Here is a 20,220-nt window from a genome sequence, read left to right as displayed (position 1 = left end):
CCCCGGCGACGGACGGCGGAAGGGCGGGCGAACATTCGGTGTTCGCCCGCCCTTCCGCCATACCCGTAAGTATGCCGCCTCCGGCAGAGTGGGACTTACCGCTGCGTACGGACCGCCAGAAAGCGCTAGTTTTCCGCTCTTCATACCGTCAGGTGTCGCATCATGAGGAATGCGGCAAACACTCCGCAGAGGCGAACACTCATTCCGTATCGCCCTAGTTCGCGTACAAAGGGTGGTGAGTTCGCTTTAGGCGGATATCTGTGGAGCACCTATGCGCAGGTGAGCGTTCCAGAGAAACTCAGCGCCTGGCATGACGCCATGGTGGAACATGACCTGTCCGGCAAAACGATCACTTCCCGCATCACCATGGTGGACGTCGTCTGCCGGCACAGCGGTGTAAGCGATCCCCACGATCTGACCGCCAATCACATCCGTATGTACATTCAGGATCACGGCCTGGAGCCTGCGTCCGTCCGCAAGTACCTCGAACACATCAGCCTTTGGGCCCGGTTCGCCGCAGCCGACGACCCCACGGCCAGCATCCGCAAACCCAAGACACCGAAGTACCGACCCAGACCACTGACCACAGAGACCTACAGCCGGGTCATGGCACACCTGAGCGCCACCGACCCGCTGACCCACCTCTGGGCGCGCCTCGGCGGAGAGCTCGGCCTTCGGGCCTTCGAGGTCGCCAAGATTCAGGGGAAGGACCTCGACGCGAGCTCGCGCACGCTGTACGTGCTCGGCAAAGCCGGACTCGCGACGACGATCGACGTGCCGGACAACCTGTTCGAGGCACTGTGGCAGCGCTCCGAGGGAACGCGCGGCGCTCTTTGGCCGGGTGTCAAGGGGCAGCGCGTATCCGGCGACGTGGCGATCGGAGCGGCGCAGATCGGTGTCCAGCTGAAGTTCCATCAGTTCCGCCACACGGCCATCACCCGCTACTACCAGAAGACCCTCGACCTGATCGCCACGCAGCACTTCGCCCGGCACCAGTCGCCGGAAACGACGGCCATCTACGCCCTGGCAGACCTCAGCAACCACCGCGAGATCCTCAACAGCCTCCACAGCGACCAGCCCGAACCCGAGGCGCCGGTCAGAGACGATGACGCCGAGCTCCTCGCCGTCCTCAGACGGGCCGGCCTGAGCGGCGAAGACCTGCTGAGACTCCTGCTGGAGCGGCGCAGCGGCGAAATCAAGGACGACTGACCGACCACACCGGCCCGACCCCGGCGCTGCTGGGGCCGGGCCCTGTCATCCAGGTACCGCCCGAAGGGGAACAGCAGTTGACGAGCACCGATGACCAGCAGGAAGACCGCGCCCGCGCCCGGGCCATGCACCTATTGCACCGCGGCCGGCGTGCTCAGTGGCCCGTCACTGCCCGGCGGCGCCCCGACGACACCCTGATTGCCGCGTTCGAGGACCACACCGGACCGAGGCCGCAACTGATCCTCGACGTCGTGGAGGAGATGACCTCCTGTGCGCACCGGCTGGCCGCCCTCGGCGTAGCCGACCGGTACGGCGTGTTCATAGACCTCTACATGCGCCGACCTGCTGTGTTCCTGCGCGACCGGCGCCCCGATGAAGCACCCCATCCCGCACTCGCCCTGAACCTGGGCACCCGGACCGAGAAGGCCACCGCATGAGCAACACCTACGCTCTGATCACCCCGCAGGGGCTGGAGTTCCGAGAAGGTAGCGCGTTCAGCCTCGACAAGATCGTGGACCCCAACTACGGGGCCACGTCAGGTTTCAGCCTCGCTACTCCAACCCAACAGGCCCTGGGGCTGCGCGGCATGGGGGCAGACGTCGCGCTCCTCATGCCCGAGGAGTACGAGCCCAATCCGCACGCCGAGCGGATCGTGCCGGCCCTCGGGGGCCAGGTGCAGCGCTGGCGGGGAAACGTGGCGCTGTACGCGGTCGACGCTGAGGGTTGGCCGCACGGGCTGACCGACGCGCAGCGCGAGATGATCCGGGCGCTCGCCGGGGCTGAGTCGTGACCAACGTCGCGCCGCCCGACCAGGTTCTGGACGCCCTGCAGCAGCTCATCGAGGCCCGCACCGAATGGGACGAGGCTCCCGAGGTCTACTTCCTGTACCAGGAATGGCTGAAGGTCACCGCGAAGCCGCTGCCTATCCCGACATTCGTCTGGGCGACCCATCCGCATCCTCCGACGGTGCTGCGCAACATCGCTCACACCCTTGCCCTGGCCGGCCCGCCACCGCACGCCGACACCCTGATCGGAGCGGCGTTCCGTGTCGAGGCGTTCGCGATCAACTCGGACAGCACCAGCCCGCGGGTCCAGGAGGCCGTGCGTCGGCACCAGGCCGGCGGGAGCGTCCCGCGGTTCGAGCACATCCCGGGCCGGGTAGAGCAACGATTCATCCAGGGCGTGGACTTGGCCGGTCGTACGTACGTCGTGTCCGGGGACCGGCTGCCGGACGATTCGATGGCGCGGCCGCGCCGCGACTGCGTGGAGCCGGACGGCGCCGACTTGTTGACCGGCAACGTGCCCGATGCCCTCGCCGACTTCCTGCGCTGCGCCACCGCCCCAGGGGCGAACGGAGCGCGGACGTGAGATGTACCGAATGCCGAGCAGGGGTGCGCTACCTGCAGAACGGGGAGTCCGCATGAGGTCCAGCACACTGAGCCTGCACGAGCAGCTCACCGCCAGCGCACAAGGCGATTGGGGGCTGGAGGCCGCGGTCGACCTCCTTGCCGCACACGGACGCTGGCTGCCCACCCTCGACCAGCACGGATGGATCACGTACGGCAGCGACTGCTTCGAGGACTGCGAACCCGGCTGCGACACCGCACACACCACGGACATCGAATATGCGGCCATTGACTGGACCGGTATCTCCGGGGCGCTCCTCATCGACCGTCGCACCCGCGACACAGAAGAACGTGACTACGCGCTACTGGTCGGCTCCGGGAGCGAGCGCGGGATGTTGCAGCTCGCGTGCTCGATCGCGGCCGGCACTCAGACCTCTGTACGCGGTGCGCTGTCCTCGCTCGACTCCGGCAACCTGCGTCTGGCGCTCCGCGCCATCATGCATGCTGCCCGCGGCCGGGCCTACGCCGAGGAGGTCTTCCCGACGCTGGCCGACGACGTCTGCGAGGGCTGCGGCAGGCCGGGCGAGCACAGGAGGGACTGGCACCCGCGGGGTGACCGTTCGCGCCATCTGGTCGTGTGCATGGACTGCGGCAACTCCTGGATCGTCCGCGACGGGCAGGGCGGTTCGGCGTGACGGCACCCTGGACGGCGGACGAGTGGACACACGAGGCTCGTCAGGTGCGGACGGCTCTGGCGGCGCTCGGCGTCGAGGTACCGGCCTGTCTGCCGGGCGAGGACTCCGGCTGCGACCAGAGCGCGCAGGGGCACTATCTGACCTACCTGGCGATGCTGAACGCCCGGGTGGTCACGATGGCCGCGGCGAACCTCACCGGCCGCGAGGTCACCGAGTTCAATCACCTGGCGAACACCTTCTACGCCGAGTACAGCGAGGGAGTGGCGTGACCGACCAGGAGCCTTCGGAGCTGTCCGGGGCGTACCTTCGCAGCTCCGCGATCAGGCTGGCGCAGTCATTGGTCGAGACGCTGGAGGCGCTGCCGGACGAGGCCTGGACGCGGGACGGGCGCAGTCGGGTCAGTACGCAGCGCACGATGACCGTCGAGCAGGCCACCGCGCACGAGCTGGCGTGGCAGGCGATGCTCGGCGCGATGCAGATGGCGACGACGACCAGCCTCGCCCTCAGCCACATGTCGACGCCGGTCGCCTACGGCGATCCCGCCGGGACGAACGAGGCCATGGCGCACGCCGTACGGACCCACGTCCGCACCACCTTGCAGGACCCGCTGCTCATCCACCTGCTGGACGAATGCGGCCGGAAGCCGTTCACCTGCCCCAAGTGCCAGCACACGTCGCGGCACCCGCGGGACATCGAGCAGGGCTACTGCGGGAACTGCCACGACTGGACCGGGACGCCGTCGTGAGCGAGCTGGTGGCCGGCCTCATGTGCCTGGCGTCCGGCGCGTACATCTGGGTGTCCGTACGGCGCATGCAGCGCGAGGTCTGGGCCGTGGCCGCCCGGCAGGCTCAGCGCGCGCACGATGCTGGCGACTACGCGCGGGCCCTGGCCGCGCTGAACATCCGCGATCAGCTGCGCTGGACGATCCTCCTCGGCCATGTGGCCGCCGGCGTGCTGGTCGGCTGCGGCGTGGTCGTGCTGCTGTAGCGCTCCGCCCAGGACCGGGGTCCGGCCGCTGTCGGCGGCGGCCGGACCCCGAGCGGCTGGTGGTCCGCCCCTGGTTCAGGCAGGGACGGACCACCAGCGTGCAGTCACTCGTGTCTGCGGTCGCGGCGCAGCTGGTGCACGGCGCTGTCCGTGTCCATGAGGTTCGCGATGCGCTCCAGGAGAGCCACGGCCCGGATGCCGAGCACGATGAACGCGCTGACGCCCAGGCCCAAGATCGCGATTATCGCCGCGGCGACCGGTCCATCCATCGTCATACCTCCCTGGCCTTGGTGGCGGCCGGCCCGGGGGTCTTCTTGCGTTCCATGTCCCACTCCTTGATGACGTCCAGGTCGTACACGGGGCCCATGGCGAGCTCGGCGACGAGTCCGGGGCCGCCGGCCCTTTTCAGGGCGCGTCCCGCGGCCTGTTTCGTGAGGCCGAGGACTTCGGCGACTTCGATGAGGCCGCCAATGCGCAGGGGCTTGCCGTCGGGGGTGGTGTAGCCGTCGGGGAGCGGTGGGGTGGTCATGCGGTGCGCCGGCGGTGGGCGAGGCTCCACATGGTGGCGTTGCCGACGGACCAGATGGCCCAGGACCAGGTGGGGGCGTCGGTGAGGGCCAGGGCTGCGCCGGTGGTGGCGGTAATGATGACGAGGCCGGTCGTGCGCATCGGCGTGCTGTCCTTCCGTTTCGTTGCGGAGGGAGGCGATGATGAGGGTCGGGGCCCGGGGTGCTTCATTCACTCCGGGCCCCTTCTCCTACTGGCCTTCCCGTCGGTTCCGGTCTCGTTCCTGCCGTTCGCGGCGATCCTTGGCGATCTGCCAGGCGATGGTCAGGTACGCGGGTCCGGCGGTGATCACCGCGACGGCGATCGTGGACCAGTCGATTCCCTCGTCTTTCAAGGGCCTCCCTCCTCTCTGCTGTTGTGTCTCCACCATACCCCAGATACGTTCATGTTGGCAACCTATCTGGAGTGGGTTGCAGCACACCGCGCCGCGCCGTCAGAGCTCACCGGCCGCAACAGCATCCAGCGCCAGGCCCTCGGCCTCGACCGCCGTCGCCGCAGTTCCGCGCCACACGTAGCGGGTGAACAGCGGGTCACTCGGCAGCTGATCGTCGAGCCAGTTGCAGAACGCGGAGTCGGGCAGCTCGACGCCCTTGAGGACGGCGGCGCGGACCAGGTCATCCGGGTCGACGTCGGAGCGCAGGACGATCACGGTGTAGTGCGTCAACGGTGGCTCCTCGCAGCGGAGATGGATTCGGGTACCGGGCGACGGTGCGCGCGGTGCTGCGCTTTGACGAACGCCACGACGTCCGACTCGGTCGCGGCCCAGTGGGCGTCGACCCGGTAGACGTACTCGGCGTCCGCGCAGACGGTCACGGTCCAGATCACGGCGTTCTCCGCGAGGGTCAGGGCTGCGCGATGCCGCCGGTGAGGCGTACGACCATGCGCGGGGTGCGCCGTACGGGGTGGATGGAGGTCGTGGCCGCCGGCGCATCGTCGGCTGCCTGCCGGTTCGCGTGGGCGAGGGCCAGGCGCTCGGCGCCCTGGCGGGTACCGGCGCGTACGTCGATCTCAATGGTGCGGGTCTCCTCGATCCAGACCCGGTAGCGCGCGCTCACGCGGCCCTCTGGGCGGGATCGGGCCAGACGTAGGCGGCAGCGGCGATGACGAACGCATGGCGCACCATGGGCGGGTTCTTGTGGCCGTTGCAGAGCAGGGTGCGGACGACGCCGTCGCCGACGAGCCAGTTCGCGGTGCGGGTGCACGCGTAGTGGCGGCATTCGCGCTTGTCGAGGTTGATCACGAGGGTGGCCTTTCTAGGGCCGGGCCCGGGATGCGGGCCCGGCGGCGGGAGGGGCGTCAGGCGGCGGTTCGAACCGGGGCGACGGGGATGCCCCACTCGTCGGCCCAGGCGAGGTAGCACTCCTCGCAGAGCCACTCGTCGCCGAAGTTGAGGCCCCAGCCGAGCGCTTCGCGCTCGTCGGAGATGCATACGTACTCGCAGTCACCCGAGCACTCGGTGAGTTCGATGTCGTTGGTAGCGCGGGTGATGAGCAGCATGATCGGGTCCTTCCGTTCGCCGTGTTCGTGGTTTCTACGTTACGCATGCCGCCCCCTCGATGCAACACAGAAACAACCAATGTGACCTAGCCTTCATTCGTGGTTTCTGTGTTGCGTCACGCTCATCGGATCCGTAACGTAGAAACCACGAAAGGCCGGAACGGGAACGGAGCTCACCAGATGACCGACGAGATCGACCGCTACAACCAGTGCGCCGAGTGCGAGATCTGGTTCGAGCCCAGCCCCGACGACGATCCCCACTACTGCTCAAGGGAATGCGCCCAGTGACTCACCCGACCTGCCTCATATGCGGCACCCACTACCGCCTCGACCCACGGGCCGCCTGCCCCGAGCTGTGCACCGACTGCCAGACCACCTCCTGAACCGAGGGGCGGGCCGACCGACTCACTCCCGCCACCGGGCACGTGCCCCACGGCCCGCCCCCCCACCGCACAACACGAAGGACCCGCACCATGCACGCCACCACCGTTCACCCCAGCACCCCCGAGAGCCGCAAGCCGCGCCGCGACCACGCCGACGACTGCTGCACCCCACCCAAGATCCGACCCGGCTCCCGCGTCACCTACTTCGGCTCCAAGACCATCGAGCATGGCCGGACCTTCCGGGCCTACGCCTGCTACTGCTGGCGCTGCTGGGACCTGCCCGACCTGCGCTACCGGCTGATCGACCTCCACGCCGACGACGCCGACCGAGACGACTACGTCATCCGGTGCGTGCGCCGCACCTCCATAACCCGCCACTGACCCACCACGCCCCGGGCCGGGGCGCTCCTCAGCGCCCCGGCCGCCGGCCCCACCCCGAAAGACCGCACCATGGCCACCAACACCCCGATGCCCGAAGTACACCGCCGGCTGCGCGGACACGCCTTCTACCCGACCGCCGCCGAGCGCCGGCGCCTGCCCGCCCTGCACGCCACCGACGGCCAGGGCCTGGCCCACGTCACCGTCCAGGTCCACTACTTCAACGCCAGCTCCGACCTGTGGATCACCGAATACGACCCCGCCACCGGCGAGGCCTTCGGGTTCGGGATGGTCGGACACAGCGACTCCGCACACGGCGACTGGGGCTACTTCGACCTGCCGACCTACGAGTCCCACGCGCCGCGCCGCGTGGGTGAGCTCTTCGAACGCGATCTGCACTTCACCCCCGCCGCGGCCCGCGACGTCCTGCCCGACGGCGCCATCCGCGACGGCAGCACGCCGGACGAGTAGCCCACCCTCCCTCTCGCCTGCCGTTGTCAGCGGCAGGCGGCACCCTGAACTGCCCGACCCCGGACACCACCCCACCTGATGGAGAACGCCATGCGTGAGACCGACCTCGAGATCGCCCGACAAGCCCGCACCCGGGAAGCCGACCGCCGCGCGGCAGAGGCCGGCGCCGTCAACCGGGCCGCCCGGTGCGTGTGCGGCTGCTCCGGCATCAACCACCTCGACGTTATGACCGACACCGCACTGACGGGCGCCCCGCGCATCCCCTGCGCCGTAGAGGGCTGCACCTGCGACGACCTCGCGTACACATCCGAGCGTGCCGACCAGGGATCCGACACTCCCTCTGCGACATAAAAACAACGCGCTCCGTAACCTGTAGACCACCAACAGGCATCAGGTCACGGAGCGCACGCATTGGACAACGACGAGACCATGAACCAGGCACAGATTGCCGAGTTTCTCGGCGTGGACCGCACCAAGGTCAACAAGTGGACCGACGAACTGGGCGAGCCCGTCTCCGAGGGCACCCGCAACCAGCGCTGGCGCCGCGAGCGCGCGGTGGCCGTCGGCCGGCGGCACGGACTGCTCGACGAGCGTGGCCGACCACTGCCCCGTACGTCGAAGTTCCCGGTCCCGTATCCGCACGTCTCGCCAGAGCTCGGGGTGACGGTGTACTGCCTGCCGGACGCTGCGGCGATGCTCGGCGTCGAGCCGGGGAACGTCAGGACGTGGATGCAGCGGGGCAAGGTCGTTCCGGATGAGCGGATCGGCCGGAATCCGGCCTTCACGCTGGCGACCTTGCGCAAGCTCGCCAAGGACGTCGGTCGCACGGTGGATCCGAAAGCCCGAAGGCCTGCGTAGACAACCTCCATGATGTAACATAGAAACCACAAAGGTGGTTCGGTGAACCGCCGCCCCCGAGACAGAGACAGGGGTGCCGGCCGCGTCTCGACAACTCCGCCGACACCCCACGAAAGGAGCACCAGGTGTCCTCTCGCTTCCAATTTACCCGCGCATCCAAGGCGCAGGCCAAGGCCCGGGTCGCGCTCGACGGACCGTCCGGATCCGGCAAGACGTACACCGCACTCATGATCGCCTCCGCGCTCGGGAAGAGCGTCGCGGTCATCGATACCGAGCGCGGATCAGCGTCCAAGTACGCCGACGAGTTCATCTTCGACACCCTGGAGCTGGAGCACTTCGCCCCCGCCGAACTGGTCGAGGCGCTCGCGGTCGCCGCGGCCGCCGGGTACGAGACCGTGGTCGTCGACTCGCTCTCCCACTTCTGGTCCGGGACCGGCGGCATGCTCGAACAGGTCGACCAGGCCTCCAAGAAGTCGTACGGCAACAACTCCTTCGGCGGCTGGAAGGAAGCCCGCCCCATGGAGCGCGCCATGATCGACGCACTCGTGGCCTACCCGGGCCACGTCATCGTCACGATGCGCACCAAGACGGAGTACGTCGTCGAAACTGACGACCGCGGCCGCAAGGCCCCCCGGAAGGTCGGGCTGAAGCCCGAGCAGCGCGAGGGCATCGAGTACGAATTCGACATCGTCGGTTCCCTCGACTACGAGAACACCCTGGTGGTGACCAAGTCCCGTGCCCGCGCTCTGTCCGGCGCCGTCGAGCGGCGCCCAGGAGTGGAGTTCGGGCAGCAGATCCGAGAGTGGCTGGAGGACGGCGCAGAGGTCGAGCCCGTGGAGAGCCTGGTGACCAAGGCGCTTGACCCGGAGGCGACGTTCGCCGACCTTGGAGCTCTCATGCAGACCGTGCGGGCCCGCCATCTGCAGGGGGCTCCTATGCTCGACGGCGAAGGGCGGGCCACGACGCTCGGCGCGCACATCCTGGAGCGCGGTAAGGCGCTCCAGGCGGCCGAACAGGCTGCCGCGTGACCGACGCCGAGACGTACGCGGACGCCGCCGCCCACACACGGGCGGCGGCCGACGCCGCACCCCCGTCCCGCGAATTCGACATCCGCACCTTCAAGCCCGTACGTGGAGACCACCTGGAGGCCGTCATCAAGGCCCTACAGTCCATGCAGGACCAGCTCGACCAGCTGGTCCAGGAGCGTGACGAGCAGGCCGCGCAGCGCCCAGGGAAGGATGTGACGGTGTGACGCAGGACGAGTTCGAGGAGCAGATCCGCACCTACACCCGCCTGATCCGTGATCTGGTCGAGGACGGCTATACCGCCGAGGCGCACGGCCTGCGTGACCGCATGTGGCGCGAGGTGCTCCAGTACTACAGCGCCGAAGGCCACATCTGCGCCCAGCTCGCCCTCGACCTACCGGTACTGGCCGGCCCCGCAAAAGCCCCCGGAAGCGCGCAGCGTCATCCGGCCGACCACTGACACGCGACACACGAACGCCCCCGTGTTACGGGGGCGTTCGTCATCATGGGCACCGTGACGAACCATGATGAGCAGCAGCGTAATCAACCAGGCGCTACCTACCACCTGAGCGGCGACGCATGAGCCGTTCCCCGCGCCGCCCCTGCCCCACCTGCGGCCGTAACATCGCGGTCGTGGGTGGTGTCATGTTCCGTCACGACCCGCCCGCACAGCGGCGCGTCAAGCTGGTCTCATGCCCGGGCTCGCACCAACCGCCGGCCGGATCGGTCCCGGGGCAGACTGCCCTCGACCTGGCGGCGGACGTGCCTGCCGAGGTGACGACGCTGTTCTGAGGGCCGGTCCGGGCCCGGGGGTGTTCTCCCGCACTGAGCCCACCCCTGGACCCGGACGTCGTTCCCCGCGGGGGATGCAGGTCCCGCGAGCCCCTTCCCACGACCACCGAGCACGGGGCCGCCCGGGCCTGCCTGCTCGGCGACGGACGAGGGGCCGAACCGAGCATGAGCACACTGACCCGACAGGGCCCATGGTGGGGCGGTGGCGCGCCGGGTCTCACTCGTACGGATCGTCAACCCGCGCTCCGACAGGGCCCGTTGCAGCTCAGCGGGCCCCGAGGGTGCGGGTGTTTCATGAGCAAGAGCGATCCGTTGCCGTCCGCAGCTCTCCTGCAGCACCATGCCCGCACCCCCGGGGATGCACGGCACAACGAATCTGAGCCTGGATCGTTCGCCGCCCGAGGGCCACCGGAGCGCCGATAGTCTGACCGCAGATCACCGTGTACACCGACACCTTGGGGGGAAGCGTGCGACGGCGTACAGCTGCTCTCGCCGGTCTGCTCATCGGCAGCGTGATCGGCTTCGTGGTGTTCGGTGTACTGCCCTGGCTTCAAAGCCGGTAACACCGATCCGATGAACCCACCGGCCCGGATACGCTGGCCGGCATGCTCATCGCCAGCCTCAAGCCCCGCACCATGGGCGGCACCACCAACTCCGGGCTTCTCGCCTACGCCCTGCACCGTGCGGGCTATCCGGTCGCCTGCTACGACGCGGACGATTCGCAGCAGTTGTTCCAGTGGTCGCTGATCGCCGAGGACTTCCCGTGCAAGGTGCACGAGGCGGCCACATCGGACTTCGCGCGCAGCGTGTACCCGGCCATGGACCCGGACGCCGTGAACGTCGTGGATGTCGGGCACGCCGAGAACCATCCCGGAGTCGTGGACGCGGTCCTGGAGGTGGCCGACTGCGCGCTGGTGACGTTCTCCCCGACGAGCCCGGATTTCGCCCGCCTCACCGTCCCGGACAAGGGCACCCCGCTGTCGAAGATGATCGCCCGCTCCGCGGTGCTCCGTACCGACGGTCAAGCGCCGCCGACCGCCGTCCTGTTGAACCGCTGCCCTGCGGGCAGTCCGGACACCCGCACGTACCGGCAGCAGCTCGGCGAGCTGGGCTGGGACGTGCTGAGCGTGACCGTGCCGCGTAAGCAGGCGCTCGCGAACGCGGTGAACAACACCTGCGAACACCCCGACCGGCGCGGCCCGTTCGATGAGCTCGTCACCGAGCTCGGGGCGAAGGGGCGGGGGTGGCTGCCGTGGTGAGGAACAACTCGCCGGCGGCGATCGCCGAGAGATTGCGGGCCGCCCAGGAGCAGGGCTCCGATGGCGCCGAGCAGCCGGAAGCGGCGGCGGGCACGGTGGTGCAGGCGCGGCGCGAGCGTCATCACGCCGTGCAGGCCGGGGACATCCCGGAGCCGGTCGACGTGGACGAGGCGGACGCGCACGGGCCGCTCACGGCCCGCGAGCACGTCGAGCTGCAGCGCATCCACGCCGCGCGGGACAACGGCACCCAGGCCGACTGGATGCGGGACAAGGCCCTGGAGGCAGCCGTGCGGCGCCGCCTGTACCGGGGCGAGGACGGTACCCGCACGGTCGAGGAGTACCTCGACGAGGAGTGGGCCGGCATCTCGCTGTCCGAGGCGGACCGTCGGATGCGGGAGTGGCGCATGAAGCGGGCCGTTGCCCAAATTTGGGCAAGACCCGTAGCGGACAGCCATGCCCGGGCAATGCTCGGCGTCGGCCTCGCCAAGGGCTGGGACCAGGCCGCCGAGGACTACGCGGAACTGCGGCGCTTCGCCTCGACTCACCAGCAGCGCGTCACCGCCCAGGTCGTGGAGGACTTCGCCGGCCGCCTCCTGGACGACCGCATGGTGTCCGGCGCCGCCGCGACCGCCGCCCTCCACGAGGACACCGAGCGCCGGGCGATCACCCGCGGCGCGCCCAAGGACCGGCCCGCCGTTCCGTCGCTGACCGGCGCGGACGAAGTCATCGACCGGGAGTCCGCGGCCCCGGCGCCGAGCCAACCTGGCGATGCCGGCGCGGTGTTGGCCGTGGGTGAGCCGGACGAGGCCGACGTGCTGCGCCGGTACGTGGCCGACTCGCGGCGTGCCGCCGCGCACATGGGCATCGGCCTGGAGGAGCTCGGCGCGCTCCTGCAGGACGCGGAGGTACAGATGCTGCTGATCCGGCTGCACCAGGAGCGGAGCTAACGGCGTGGCGCCCCGGTTGGCGTATTCGTCATACTGAGGAGGTATAGAAATACCGGAAAGGGGTGGGGCATGACGGATCTGGCTGACTTCGACTTCGGCGCGCTGTTCAGCAGCCACGAGCGGATACGCGACCTGGCCTCCGCGGCGCGGACCAAGTGGACCGGCCGCACCCTGCGCTTTCCCGTACGCGGCGGCGAGATCCACGCGGTGGAGATGGACGGGGATTTCCAGGGCGAGCGTGCACCGCGGCCGGCCTGCCACCGCCGCCCCTATGTCCTGGCGACCGACGCCCGCGCCTCGTGGATGCCGGTGACCTGCTCCTCGCCCGGGTGCCGGGAGCGGCAGGGTCAGACCGGCGACGAGACGGCGTTCCAGGACGAGGTGACCCGCGCGAAGGTCGCGTTCCGCGACGCCTCGGGGAACCGCACCGTGATGCTCCTGACCGATGCCGTCGAGCACCCGCTACGCCGGGACGAACTGCGCCGTACGTTCGCGCACCCGCTGGTGGTGGAGTTCATGCGCCGGTGGGACGCCGAGCACGGCACGCTGCAGGCCTACGCGGACACGGTGACCGCCGACCGCGCCGTCCGCACGGCTGCGGCCGAAGAGCGCGGGATGCTCTTCGACGTCGCCTGAGCCCAGGCGGATTCCCGGCTCAAGTGCCGTCGTCGCGGCCGCCATCTGCCGACAAGAGGGCCGTGATGTTCGCTCCTGCGTCGCAGGCGGTGCAGCACACCAGGGGATCGTCACGTACACGCTGGACGGCCTCCGAAGCGCGGATGTTGGTCTGGGGGCTGGAGTTGTAGCGGCATCCGCTGCGGTGGAGGACGTTCGGCATGTCTGGCCACGTGGTCTCGACGGTGTAGCGGGCCCTGCGGGCGTCCTCGCGGGCTTGCTCCCGCGCGGCCACCTCGGCCTCCAGGTCCTGCACTTTCCGGCGCTCCTGAGCCAGCTGGTACTCCAGCCACGCGACTACCGCCCGGTGACTCTTCAGACGCTCCCCCACACCCATATCGCGCACATGTTCGATACTAGATGCTCGGCGGGTTGAGTGGCCGATCAGGGAGTGCGTTCCCAGTCGAGGAGCCGCGGCCGCGTGCGCGGCCGCGGTCGGAAGTGCTGGTGCGTGGCCGTCGAGCCTGCCGGGGCGTCGAACCCACAGGTGCGGCCGGTGGCCTGCTCGTAGGCGGCGCACGACTCGTACGGGGCGCCGGCGGGCGACGCGGGCGCGTATCCGAGGCGGGCCATGGCGGCGATCAGCGCGTTGTTCGCCTGGCGGAGACCGTGCTCCCAGCACCAGACTGCGAGCCTCGCTCGGCGTCCCGCCCTGTGGGTCTCGCTGCCCAGATCGAGGCGCACAACGCGGTCCGTCGCCATCAGCACTGCTCCTTGTCGATGAGCTGCGGGTCGCTCTCAATATGCCCGGGGTCGGCCGCGCCGTCGGGGTCTTTCACCGTAAGGACGGACGCGTCCAGCACTGTTCGATAGTAGCCAGGCACGCATTTGGCTTCGGCTCGCACGGTCTTCACCTGCATCTTTCCCGGCGCCTTGGAGTCGCGCACCGTGGCTTGATCGATCCAGGCGCCGTTGGCGTTCCGGCGTTGAATCTTTAGGACCATCGTGTGACTGAGGACCGCTTCGCGGCACTGGGCGGTGGCCTGGGACCAGACCTTGCCGCTCGCCGCGTACGGCGGGCCGGTGTGGTGGGAGCAGCGTCCGTCGGTGACCTGGCCCTGGCGCTGGCCGCCGGGGACGGGCTCGGCGCCCTGGCCGGACGAGCACTCGCCGTCGGCGCCGAGCAGCGCTAAGACGGTGGCGGGTATGAGGGCGAGGCGGGCCGCCCGTCGCGGTGTCATGCCGGGTCCTCCAGGTCGGTTGCGTGCGAGGCGCGCTACACGGAGCCCGGGAACATCCCTCGGGCCGCAGAACGAGACTGCCCCGCGTGGGCGCCTGTCAGTTCCTCGACTACCTCGGTGATGGTCGGCCGGCCGCGGGGCGTGTAGGCGAGCATCGCCGTCAGCAGCGGGTGCAGCGGCCCTTCGACGTTGATGCTGCGGCGGACTCCGTGGACGACCTCCGTGCGCTGGTCGGCGCGTGAGGCGTCGTCGGGGTAGACGACGTAGCGGCGGCCGCGGGCGGCCATGAGGAGGGAGGCGCCGAGCGCGTACACGTCGGCGGCCTGCGTGGGCATCGCGGTGCCGGTCTCCAGGACGGACCTGGAGATCTCGGGGGCCTCGTAGTGGACCAGGCATCCCCGGTAGGGGAAGTCGACATCTGCCGGGACGTCGGGGCCGGCGGTGAGTGCGAGGTCGATCAGGTGCGTCTTGTCGAGGCCGAGGATGAAATGCGCCGGCTGTACGTCGCCGTGGGCCCAACCGCGCGCGTGGAGGTCGGCCAGGGCGCGGGCGCACTCCAGCGCCGCGTCCATGCGGATCGGCTCCGCCGAGCCGGGCAGTCGGTAGCGTTCCCACAGTTGTTGCAGGTCGGGTCCCTCGTGCCAGGGCTGCGCGTTCCAGGTGCCCGACGCCCATGTGCCGGTCGTGACCGGGGTGTTCATCGCGGCGAGCACGGCGGCCTCCCGGCCCGGTGCGTGTGCGGTCCAGGGCTGGGCGGACCAGTGCTCGGTGGCCTCGATGGGGTAGCCGGCCTTGACCGCGTAGCGGCCGTCCGCGGTGGTGACGTCCCAGACCGTCGAGCCGCGCCGGTCCATGACCAGGCGGACCTCGCTCGGGTTGAGGGCGTCGTGGGCTGCTGGGGGCAGCGATGGCACGAGGGATCCCGTCCTCAGGTCAGGCGGTGCCGTAGGGGCGGCCGCAGTCGGAATCGCACTGGGCGAGATTTTCGCCGTTGTGGGTCCACAGGTCGTCGTGAACGCGGAATCCGGCCGCCTTCATCGCGCGGGCGGATGCGGCCACCATCTCCGGGTCACGGCCGCCGCCTCCGGGCTTGGGGTTGTGGTGCAGGAACCGTCCGGCGTGCTGCTCGCACAGCTCGGCGTACTCCTTGGTGTGGAGGATCAGGGCGTGCAGGCCGAGGTCGACGTCGTCGGACGGCACCATGGGCACGGTCGCGGTCGCGGCGGTGACGAGGAACGCCAGCGCCTGGTCGGCGATGTCCTCGGCGCGGGCGCGGGACTGGTCGTCGTGGACGGTGACGAACTGCGCGAGGCTGTCGAAGAGGTCGTCATCGACGAGCGCGCGGCCGGTGGTGAGTGTGCGGTCGACAGTGGTCACGGTGTGTCCTTTCACTGGAATGGGACAGGGCTCCGCCCGGCCCCCGGCCGGGGGGACCGGCGCCGTCACGGGCCGGGCGGAGGTGGTGGCCTGCGCCCTCCCGAAGGGGCGTTTTCGGGACGGGACCGTCGAGAGGGCGCCGGGGCTTTGGGGGGTTACAGCACGCGCCACAGGGCGAGCGCAAACGCGAACGCGGCCATACCGCCCACGGTGGCGGTGATCGCGTGGTCGACGAGCATGCGGCGCCGATGTCGGTTCATCGCTGGTGCCCGTCGTCGTCGGTCAGGTGCTGGAACTTGGAGCAGCGGCGGTTGCGGCACACCATGCGCGGCTGAGAGCGGGGCTGAGGGATACCGGTCAGTGGCTGCCGGCATGCGGTGCAGCGTTCCATCTCGGAGTCGGGGAGCCAGTCCCCCGCGATGCTCACCGGGGGCTCGCAGAGGCGAGGACGCGGCAGACGCGCGCCAGAGCGCGCATGCGAATGTAGCCGGCCACGGGCCGCTCGACGCGGTCCGCTGTCAGCAGCATGTGGGCGTCGTGCACGGCGTAGCGCACTTTCATGTCGGTGGGCTGCCCGGAGCCGGTGGTGTGTAGGTGTAGGAGGCGCCTCAGGTGGTGCCGCAGTTGGTCGGTGAGGTCGTCGACTTCCTGCCGAGGCGGGATCGAGTAGTGCGGGGACAGGGCGTAGTCGCAGGTCAGACCGATGGCGGCGGCATCGACCGGCAGGTCTGTCGTGTCGCGGGCCACGGGGTCCTGCTCTGCTGTCGTCATGTCAATGACGGTGCCAGGGACGGTATTTCAGCCTCTACGTTGTTGCACCAGATTGCATGTGAACTACCCGAGGGACGTAATCGCCTCGGTGATCAGGGCGCGTGCGTGGGAGCCGTATACGGCTTGCCGGCTCATGGCGGCAAAGGCCTCGGCGTAGGTCTGGATCTCGCTTGGAGCAGTCACGTTGACTGCTGCCGTCAGCAGCTCGGACGACACGCGGTGGTCGTCGAAGAGGTAGAACGCCTCCAGTGGCCACATGGTGCGCTCGGCCGAGAACGGGATGATGCCCAGGCTGACGTTGTGCAGCGGCATCACGGCCAGCAGGTAGCCGAGTTGGGCGCTCATGGTCGCAGTGTCACCGATGCGGTAGCGCAGCACGGTCTCTTCGAGGAGGAACGCGAAGGTGTGGTTGCCTTCGTGCAGCAGGTCGGAACGCTCCAGGCGCGAAGCGGCCGCTGCGGGGGCGTCATCGGGGGTCTGCTGGAAGCGGGCGATGGTGCCGAGCAGCGCGGTGGCGTAGGCCTCGGTCTGCAGGATGCCGGGCACCACGTTCGAGCAGTAGATCCGGAAGTGGCGGGTCTGCACGTACAGCGGGAGGACATCGCTCTGGGCGCGGCGCATGCCGTGCCGGTGGAGTTTCTTCCAGTGCACGTACATCTCGTCGGCCTGCTGGTTCGCGGCGATGAGGTCGGGGGCCTGGTCGTTGGCGTCGCAGGCGGCGCACCAGTCGCGGACGTCGGCGTCGGACGGCGGGGTGCGGGCATTCTCGATGCGGGAGCGTTTCGAGGCGCTCCATCCGCACCGAAGAGCCAGCTCCTGGCCACTGAGCCCGGCGTCCACGCGCAGGACTTGCAGGCGTGCTGCGAGGCGTTCACGGGCGGCCTGGGCTGCGGAGGACGGGGAGGCGCTCATGTGCTGGCTCTTCGGTCGGCGCGGGTCAGACGGTGTACTTCTCGTGGGGGATGCCGCGATCCCACACGGCCTCGAAGGCACTCGCGGCGAGATCGACCACGTACGGCTCGGTGCGGACCTCCCACTTCGGCTCGCTCCAGTTGCCGTCTCCGGCGAAGTGGTTGAAGAGCACTGCGGTGCGGTCGAAGAGCCACAGGTCGTTGCCGGGCAGTGCGAGGTCGGATGCCTGCCGCCGGGGCAGCCATCGCACGTCCTCACCGGCCTGCACGTTGACGCCCGTTCCGGCGTGCTCGTAGCGGATGTACGGCGTGACGGGTTCGGACACGATGCGAGCGCGGCGTACTGAGACGCCGCGGGCGGTCGTGGTGCCGATGAGGTCGACCCACGGCGTCCAGTATTCGGAGGCGGGGTCGGTGTCGCGCTCTCCGGTGCGCAGGAAGTGCTCGAAGTCGGCTTGTTCGTCACCTACGCCGTAGACGTCACGCATCTCCAGGTGGCAGGCGGAGTGCTGGGCAGCGGCGAGGAGTTCCTCAAAGCCGGGTGGATCGTTCTGCGGCATCGCATGCCTCTCGGATCAGCGGCACCATGCGTGCCGGTACGCGGATGACGGCCTCGTGCGGAGGAATCCCCACGGCGTGGCCGGGAACTTCCGTGGCCGCGCACTCGGCCTCCAGCTCCGCGCTGGGTTTCCAGCCCTGGAAGACGAGCTCTGCGTTCGTTTCGTCGACCCACACCGTGGGCGAACCCTGCTGTCCGGTCTTTGGATCAATCCCGATGAACCGTAATGGCACCGCTGCCTCCTTGGTCGAGCCGATTGCATGACCTTGCACGAGCGTTCACCTCACGGGCGAACACCGTCAAGGGAGTTGGGGCACGACCGATCGAACTCGGCCACCCGCACGGCGGCGACACCCGTGCACCAGTGCACTCGTTATTCAGTGCCCGACGAATTGGAGGAATCCCTCATGCGCAAGAAGCTCCTTGCGGCCAGTGCGGTCGCCGCTGGTGCGGTCGCCATGGCCGGACTCGGCGCCGGCACCGCCTCGGCGCACGGCGACGGCAACACCACGCTCGTCAACGGCGACATTGTCGACATGGACAAGCTCTGTGTCCCGATCGCCCAGTGGCACTGGAACGGGCCGCTGAACATCCTCAGCGACGCGGCGCCGAACGGGAAGTGCATCATCGGCGACGGAACCCTGTCCTACTGACCCGACCGGTTACTGCTCTGACGGGTCGCTTCGGTGCAAGCCCCCGATTCCCTCCTGGGTCGGGGGCTCACCCATGCTCCCGGCAGGCCTCGCACCGCTGCGGTGCGATCAGGTCTGCCAGGCACGACACCTCACCGCAGGTGCAGGCGTCGAGGAGGCCGAGGCGCGCCGCGACGGCCACGGCCGCCGCACCGGCCGTGGCCTTGAGGAGTTGCCGCCGCCCCGGGGCCGGCGGAACGACGTCGGGTTCGGGTTCTACGTGCAGGCGCAGTCGCAGACTTTGCCCATGCTCGCGAACGCGGCCTTCCGGCTCCCGGCGGGGCCGGTGGCGAGGCCGTGCCACAGTACGGGTGGCCCGTCGGGGAACTTGGGCAACTGGACGGCGAGGCCTTCGGGTTCGCGGTGCGGCTCGACCCCGGACAGGCCCATCGGCGTGTTCTGCAGCATGACCCCGGTCGTCCAGGAGTAGCGGGCGATCCAAATCATGGTGCCGTCGGGACGGCCGTGCTGCAGGTAGAAGTATCCGCCGAGGCTGGCCATGCCCTGCATGACGGACGGGCCCTCGGGCGGCGGCTGCCCGGTTTCATAGGTGAGCTGGTGCAGGGGCTCCCACTGGTTGTTCCGGGCCTTGGCGAGGTCGTAGAGAGTGGCGGTGAACTCGTTGTTTTCGCCGTGGACGACGACCAGGCGCTCGGCTTCGGGGGTGGGGTCGACGTTCACCGATACCCCGTGTTCCATCTGGCCGGTGGGGTTGTAGTGCGTGATCCCGGCGTTCGTGACGACCTTGTTGCCCGTGAACCGGATACGGGCCAGGGAACGGGAGTGGGCGTTGATGCCCGAACCCGGCTCCTGGGCCTCGGCGTTGGAGCCGGTCCAGATCCACACCGACCCGTCCTCGGGATCGTTCTCGACGCCGATCTGGTTGCCGTGCCCCGACCCGCGAAACCACATCGTCGCCAGCTTGTGGCCGTGCCCGCACAGCTGGGTGAAGCACAGGTCACCAGCGGCCGTGCGCTGATCGTGCGACGGGCCGGCGCCGGACTCGCCGGGGATGAGGACGCCGCCTTGGACGATCTGCACCGTGTACAGGTCGGCGGTCTTGTTGTCCCAGTTCCACGACTGCATGACCGTCGTGTACTCGGGCTGCACCTCCGAGAGGCGGACGGTGGAGCGGGACAGCAGCCACGGCGTGTGCGGCGTGGTGCAGCCCTTGCGCGGCCACGCCGCATCGGCCACGGCATCGTGTTCGGGCGGTGGGGTGGTCATCACAGGCCGCTGACGTACTCGACGAGCATCTGCGCCGCCCGCACCTTGAACGGCTCGGAGAAGCCGTCCACGGCCGGGTGGATGACGCCTTCCTCGGCGAGGTCTTCGACCCGCACCGTGTGCACCCCGGAATGCAGGTAGTTGGTGCCGTTGCCGTAGTACGTCGTGGTCGCGCCGAAGGCGTTCGTCGTGTACTGCGGCAGGATCTGCACACTGAACTGATGGTTCGTCGCGGCGTCCGCCTGCTCGACGGTGAAGTTCCACGACACCCGGTACCAGCCCGCCACAGACGGGGCGATGCCTCGGATGTCGGGGTTCCAGAACTCCTGCATGTCGTACGTGCCCGCCGCCCGGCGGATCGGGAACGCCTGCATGCCGGTACTGGTGTTGACGGTCCACGATCCGGAGTACGA

General features: G+C 69.2%; 40 protein-coding genes. 20 read left to right on the top strand and 20 right to left on the bottom strand.

Going from position 1 to position 20,220, the window contains the following annotated elements; translation table 11 throughout:
- The first annotated feature begins 318 nt into the window (after positions 1-318).
- The 8 genes from DY218_RS27370 (at position 319) to DY218_RS27335 (ending at position 4,237) form a co-directional block, all read left to right on the top strand.
- Positions 319-1,209 (top strand): tyrosine-type recombinase/integrase, encoded by an 891-nt coding sequence (locus DY218_RS27370; RefSeq protein ID WP_158574141.1) that lies wholly within the window; start codon positions 319-321, stop codon positions 1,207-1,209.
- A 77-nt stretch (positions 1,210-1,286) separates the two neighbouring features.
- Positions 1,287-1,646 carry a hypothetical protein gene (locus tag DY218_RS27365; RefSeq protein ID WP_128558807.1) on the top strand — a complete coding sequence of 120 codons (360 nt, stop codon included), beginning with the start codon at positions 1,287-1,289 and terminating at the stop codon, positions 1,644-1,646.
- Positions 1,643-1,999: a hypothetical protein gene (locus DY218_RS27360; protein ID WP_128558806.1), complete on the top strand. Its 357-nt coding sequence runs from the start codon at positions 1,643-1,645 to the stop codon at positions 1,997-1,999. Before DY218_RS27365 ends, DY218_RS27360 begins: the two co-directional genes overlap by 4 nt.
- Positions 1,996-2,577, top strand: coding sequence for a hypothetical protein (locus DY218_RS27355; RefSeq protein WP_128558805.1), 582 nt, complete (start codon positions 1,996-1,998; stop codon positions 2,575-2,577). Before DY218_RS27360 ends, DY218_RS27355 begins: the two co-directional genes overlap by 4 nt.
- 52 nt (positions 2,578-2,629) lie before the next feature.
- A complete protein-coding gene (locus tag DY218_RS27350; RefSeq protein WP_128558804.1) occupies positions 2,630-3,250 on the top strand; it encodes a hypothetical protein in 621 nt (206 codons plus the stop codon).
- A gap of 44 nt (positions 3,251-3,294) precedes the next feature.
- Positions 3,295-3,519, top strand: coding sequence for a hypothetical protein (locus tag DY218_RS27345; protein WP_128558803.1), 225 nt, complete (start codon positions 3,295-3,297; stop codon positions 3,517-3,519).
- Positions 3,516-3,995, top strand: coding sequence for a hypothetical protein (locus tag DY218_RS27340; protein WP_128558802.1), 480 nt, complete (start codon positions 3,516-3,518; stop codon positions 3,993-3,995). Before DY218_RS27345 ends, DY218_RS27340 begins: the two co-directional genes overlap by 4 nt.
- Positions 3,992-4,237, top strand: coding sequence for a hypothetical protein (locus DY218_RS27335; RefSeq protein ID WP_128558801.1), 246 nt, complete (start codon positions 3,992-3,994; stop codon positions 4,235-4,237). Before DY218_RS27340 ends, DY218_RS27335 begins: the two co-directional genes overlap by 4 nt.
- Positions 4,238-4,341: 104 nt before the next feature.
- On the opposite strand, the gene DY218_RS34370 is transcribed toward DY218_RS27335, so the two are convergent.
- The 9 genes from DY218_RS34370 to DY218_RS27310 all read right to left on the bottom strand — a co-directional run bounded on the left by DY218_RS34370 (position 4,342) and on the right by DY218_RS27310 (position 6,301).
- A complete protein-coding gene (locus DY218_RS34370; protein ID WP_158574138.1) occupies positions 4,342-4,506 on the bottom strand; it encodes a hypothetical protein in 165 nt (54 codons plus the stop codon).
- A 2-nt stretch (positions 4,507-4,508) separates the two neighbouring features.
- On the bottom strand, positions 4,509-4,766 hold the full coding sequence (locus DY218_RS27330) for a hypothetical protein (RefSeq protein WP_128558800.1): 258 nt from the start codon (positions 4,764-4,766) through the stop codon (positions 4,509-4,511).
- Positions 4,763-4,906 (bottom strand): hypothetical protein, encoded by a 144-nt coding sequence (locus DY218_RS34365; protein WP_158574136.1) that lies wholly within the window; start codon positions 4,904-4,906, stop codon positions 4,763-4,765. The genes DY218_RS27330 and DY218_RS34365 overlap by 4 nt, the downstream gene beginning before the upstream one ends.
- An 88-nt stretch (positions 4,907-4,994) precedes the next feature.
- Positions 4,995-5,138 carry a hypothetical protein gene (locus tag DY218_RS34360; RefSeq protein ID WP_158574134.1) on the bottom strand — a complete coding sequence of 48 codons (144 nt, stop codon included), beginning with the start codon at positions 5,136-5,138 and terminating at the stop codon, positions 4,995-4,997.
- 99 nt (positions 5,139-5,237) lie between these two features.
- Positions 5,238-5,468, bottom strand: coding sequence for a hypothetical protein (locus DY218_RS27325; protein WP_128558799.1), 231 nt, complete (start codon positions 5,466-5,468; stop codon positions 5,238-5,240).
- Entirely contained in the window at positions 5,465-5,629 is a 165-nt protein-coding gene (locus DY218_RS34355) for a hypothetical protein (RefSeq protein WP_158574132.1), read from the bottom strand. Before DY218_RS34355 ends, DY218_RS27325 begins: the two co-directional genes overlap by 4 nt.
- 17 nt (positions 5,630-5,646) lie before the next feature.
- Positions 5,647-5,859, bottom strand: a complete 213-nt coding sequence (locus DY218_RS27320) for a hypothetical protein (protein ID WP_128558798.1) — start codon at positions 5,857-5,859, stop codon at positions 5,647-5,649.
- On the bottom strand, positions 5,856-6,044 hold the full coding sequence (locus DY218_RS27315; protein WP_128558797.1) for a hypothetical protein: 189 nt from the start codon (positions 6,042-6,044) through the stop codon (positions 5,856-5,858). Before DY218_RS27315 ends, DY218_RS27320 begins: the two co-directional genes overlap by 4 nt.
- Before the next feature lie 56 nt (positions 6,045-6,100).
- Positions 6,101-6,301, bottom strand: a complete 201-nt coding sequence (locus DY218_RS27310) for a hypothetical protein (RefSeq protein ID WP_128558796.1) — start codon at positions 6,299-6,301, stop codon at positions 6,101-6,103.
- A 473-nt stretch (positions 6,302-6,774) separates the two neighbouring features.
- On the opposite strand from DY218_RS27310, the gene DY218_RS27305 reads away from it, so the two are divergent.
- From DY218_RS27305 to DY218_RS27255, 11 genes are all read left to right on the top strand, one after another.
- Positions 6,775-7,065, top strand: a complete 291-nt coding sequence (locus DY218_RS27305; protein WP_128558795.1) for a hypothetical protein — start codon at positions 6,775-6,777, stop codon at positions 7,063-7,065.
- A gap of 69 nt (positions 7,066-7,134) precedes the next feature.
- The gene (locus DY218_RS27300; RefSeq protein ID WP_128558794.1) at positions 7,135-7,533 is read left to right on the top strand and encodes a hypothetical protein; all 399 of its coding nucleotides are present in this window, start codon (positions 7,135-7,137) and stop codon (positions 7,531-7,533) included.
- Positions 7,534-7,623: 90 nt separating this feature from the next.
- Complete coding sequence (locus tag DY218_RS27295) at positions 7,624-7,884, top strand: hypothetical protein (RefSeq protein ID WP_128558793.1); 261 nt, start codon at positions 7,624-7,626, stop codon at positions 7,882-7,884.
- Between the two features lie 60 nt (positions 7,885-7,944).
- Complete coding sequence (locus DY218_RS27290) at positions 7,945-8,391, top strand: hypothetical protein (RefSeq protein WP_128558792.1); 447 nt, start codon at positions 7,945-7,947, stop codon at positions 8,389-8,391.
- 125 nt (positions 8,392-8,516) lie between these two features.
- Positions 8,517-9,419, top strand: a complete 903-nt coding sequence (locus tag DY218_RS27285; protein WP_128558791.1) for an ATP-binding protein — start codon at positions 8,517-8,519, stop codon at positions 9,417-9,419.
- The gene (locus DY218_RS27280; RefSeq protein ID WP_128558790.1) at positions 9,416-9,643 is read left to right on the top strand and encodes a hypothetical protein; all 228 of its coding nucleotides are present in this window, start codon (positions 9,416-9,418) and stop codon (positions 9,641-9,643) included. Before DY218_RS27285 ends, DY218_RS27280 begins: the two co-directional genes overlap by 4 nt.
- The gene (locus DY218_RS27275) at positions 9,640-9,876 is read left to right on the top strand and encodes a hypothetical protein (RefSeq protein ID WP_128558789.1); all 237 of its coding nucleotides are present in this window, start codon (positions 9,640-9,642) and stop codon (positions 9,874-9,876) included. Before DY218_RS27280 ends, DY218_RS27275 begins: the two co-directional genes overlap by 4 nt.
- A gap of 173 nt (positions 9,877-10,049) precedes the next feature.
- Positions 10,050-10,208 carry a hypothetical protein gene (locus tag DY218_RS35460; protein ID WP_325052022.1) on the top strand — a complete coding sequence of 53 codons (159 nt, stop codon included), beginning with the start codon at positions 10,050-10,052 and terminating at the stop codon, positions 10,206-10,208.
- A 605-nt stretch (positions 10,209-10,813) separates the two neighbouring features.
- Positions 10,814-11,467 (top strand): plasmid partition protein, encoded by a 654-nt coding sequence (locus tag DY218_RS27265; RefSeq protein ID WP_128558787.1) that lies wholly within the window; start codon positions 10,814-10,816, stop codon positions 11,465-11,467.
- On the top strand, positions 11,452-12,414 hold the full coding sequence (locus tag DY218_RS27260; RefSeq protein WP_128558786.1) for a hypothetical protein: 963 nt from the start codon (positions 11,452-11,454) through the stop codon (positions 12,412-12,414). The genes DY218_RS27265 and DY218_RS27260 overlap by 16 nt, the downstream gene beginning before the upstream one ends.
- Positions 12,415-12,483: 69 nt before the next feature.
- On the top strand, positions 12,484-13,050 hold the full coding sequence (locus DY218_RS27255; RefSeq protein WP_128558785.1) for a restriction endonuclease subunit S domain-containing protein: 567 nt from the start codon (positions 12,484-12,486) through the stop codon (positions 13,048-13,050).
- A gap of 19 nt (positions 13,051-13,069) precedes the next feature.
- On the opposite strand, the gene DY218_RS27250 is transcribed toward DY218_RS27255, so the two are convergent.
- From DY218_RS27250 to DY218_RS27210, 9 genes are all read right to left on the bottom strand, one after another.
- Positions 13,070-13,435 (bottom strand): hypothetical protein, encoded by a 366-nt coding sequence (locus tag DY218_RS27250; protein ID WP_128558784.1) that lies wholly within the window; start codon positions 13,433-13,435, stop codon positions 13,070-13,072.
- 38 nt (positions 13,436-13,473) lie between these two features.
- Entirely contained in the window at positions 13,474-13,791 is a 318-nt protein-coding gene (locus DY218_RS27245; protein WP_128558783.1) for a hypothetical protein, read from the bottom strand.
- Complete coding sequence (locus DY218_RS27240) at positions 13,791-14,270, bottom strand: hypothetical protein (protein ID WP_128558782.1); 480 nt, start codon at positions 14,268-14,270, stop codon at positions 13,791-13,793. The genes DY218_RS27245 and DY218_RS27240 overlap by 1 nt, the downstream gene beginning before the upstream one ends.
- 35 nt (positions 14,271-14,305) lie before the next feature.
- Positions 14,306-15,184: a protein kinase family protein gene (locus DY218_RS27235; RefSeq protein WP_128558781.1), complete on the bottom strand. Its 879-nt coding sequence runs from the start codon at positions 15,182-15,184 to the stop codon at positions 14,306-14,308.
- 19 nt (positions 15,185-15,203) lie between these two features.
- Positions 15,204-15,647 carry a glycine-rich domain-containing protein gene (locus DY218_RS27230; RefSeq protein WP_128558780.1) on the bottom strand — a complete coding sequence of 148 codons (444 nt, stop codon included), beginning with the start codon at positions 15,645-15,647 and terminating at the stop codon, positions 15,204-15,206.
- A 423-nt stretch (positions 15,648-16,070) separates the two neighbouring features.
- Positions 16,071-16,418 (bottom strand): DUF6415 family natural product biosynthesis protein, encoded by a 348-nt coding sequence (locus DY218_RS27225; protein ID WP_128558779.1) that lies wholly within the window; start codon positions 16,416-16,418, stop codon positions 16,071-16,073.
- Positions 16,419-16,481: 63 nt separating this feature from the next.
- Positions 16,482-17,330: a helix-turn-helix domain-containing protein gene (locus DY218_RS27220; RefSeq protein ID WP_128558778.1), complete on the bottom strand. Its 849-nt coding sequence runs from the start codon at positions 17,328-17,330 to the stop codon at positions 16,482-16,484.
- Positions 17,331-17,355: 25 nt separating this feature from the next.
- A complete protein-coding gene (locus DY218_RS27215) occupies positions 17,356-17,889 on the bottom strand; it encodes a DUF6879 family protein (RefSeq protein WP_128558777.1) in 534 nt (177 codons plus the stop codon).
- Positions 17,861-18,121 (bottom strand): hypothetical protein, encoded by a 261-nt coding sequence (locus tag DY218_RS27210; protein WP_128558825.1) that lies wholly within the window; start codon positions 18,119-18,121, stop codon positions 17,861-17,863. Before DY218_RS27210 ends, DY218_RS27215 begins: the two co-directional genes overlap by 29 nt.
- Before the next feature lie 174 nt (positions 18,122-18,295).
- On the opposite strand from DY218_RS27210, the gene DY218_RS27205 reads away from it, so the two are divergent.
- Positions 18,296-18,541, top strand: coding sequence for a hypothetical protein (locus DY218_RS27205; protein WP_128558776.1), 246 nt, complete (start codon positions 18,296-18,298; stop codon positions 18,539-18,541).
- A gap of 255 nt (positions 18,542-18,796) precedes the next feature.
- Here DY218_RS27205 and DY218_RS27200 read toward each other — a convergent pair whose 3' ends face one another.
- Together DY218_RS27200 and DY218_RS27195 are read right to left on the bottom strand one after the other, a co-directional pair.
- On the bottom strand, positions 18,797-19,807 hold the full coding sequence (locus DY218_RS27200; RefSeq protein WP_128558775.1) for a phage baseplate protein: 1,011 nt from the start codon (positions 19,805-19,807) through the stop codon (positions 18,797-18,799).
- Positions 19,807-20,181, bottom strand: a complete 375-nt coding sequence (locus tag DY218_RS27195; RefSeq protein WP_128558774.1) for a hypothetical protein — start codon at positions 20,179-20,181, stop codon at positions 19,807-19,809. Before DY218_RS27195 ends, DY218_RS27200 begins: the two co-directional genes overlap by 1 nt.
- Positions 20,182-20,220 lie beyond the last annotated feature (39 nt).

It is taken from the genome of Streptomyces triticagri (assembly GCF_003429565.1).
Lineage (GTDB): Bacteria > Actinomycetota > Actinomycetes > Streptomycetales > Streptomycetaceae > Streptomyces > Streptomyces triticagri.
The sequence above is the reverse complement of the archived record's forward strand: the minus strand, read 5'-3'. Positions and strand labels throughout refer to the sequence as shown.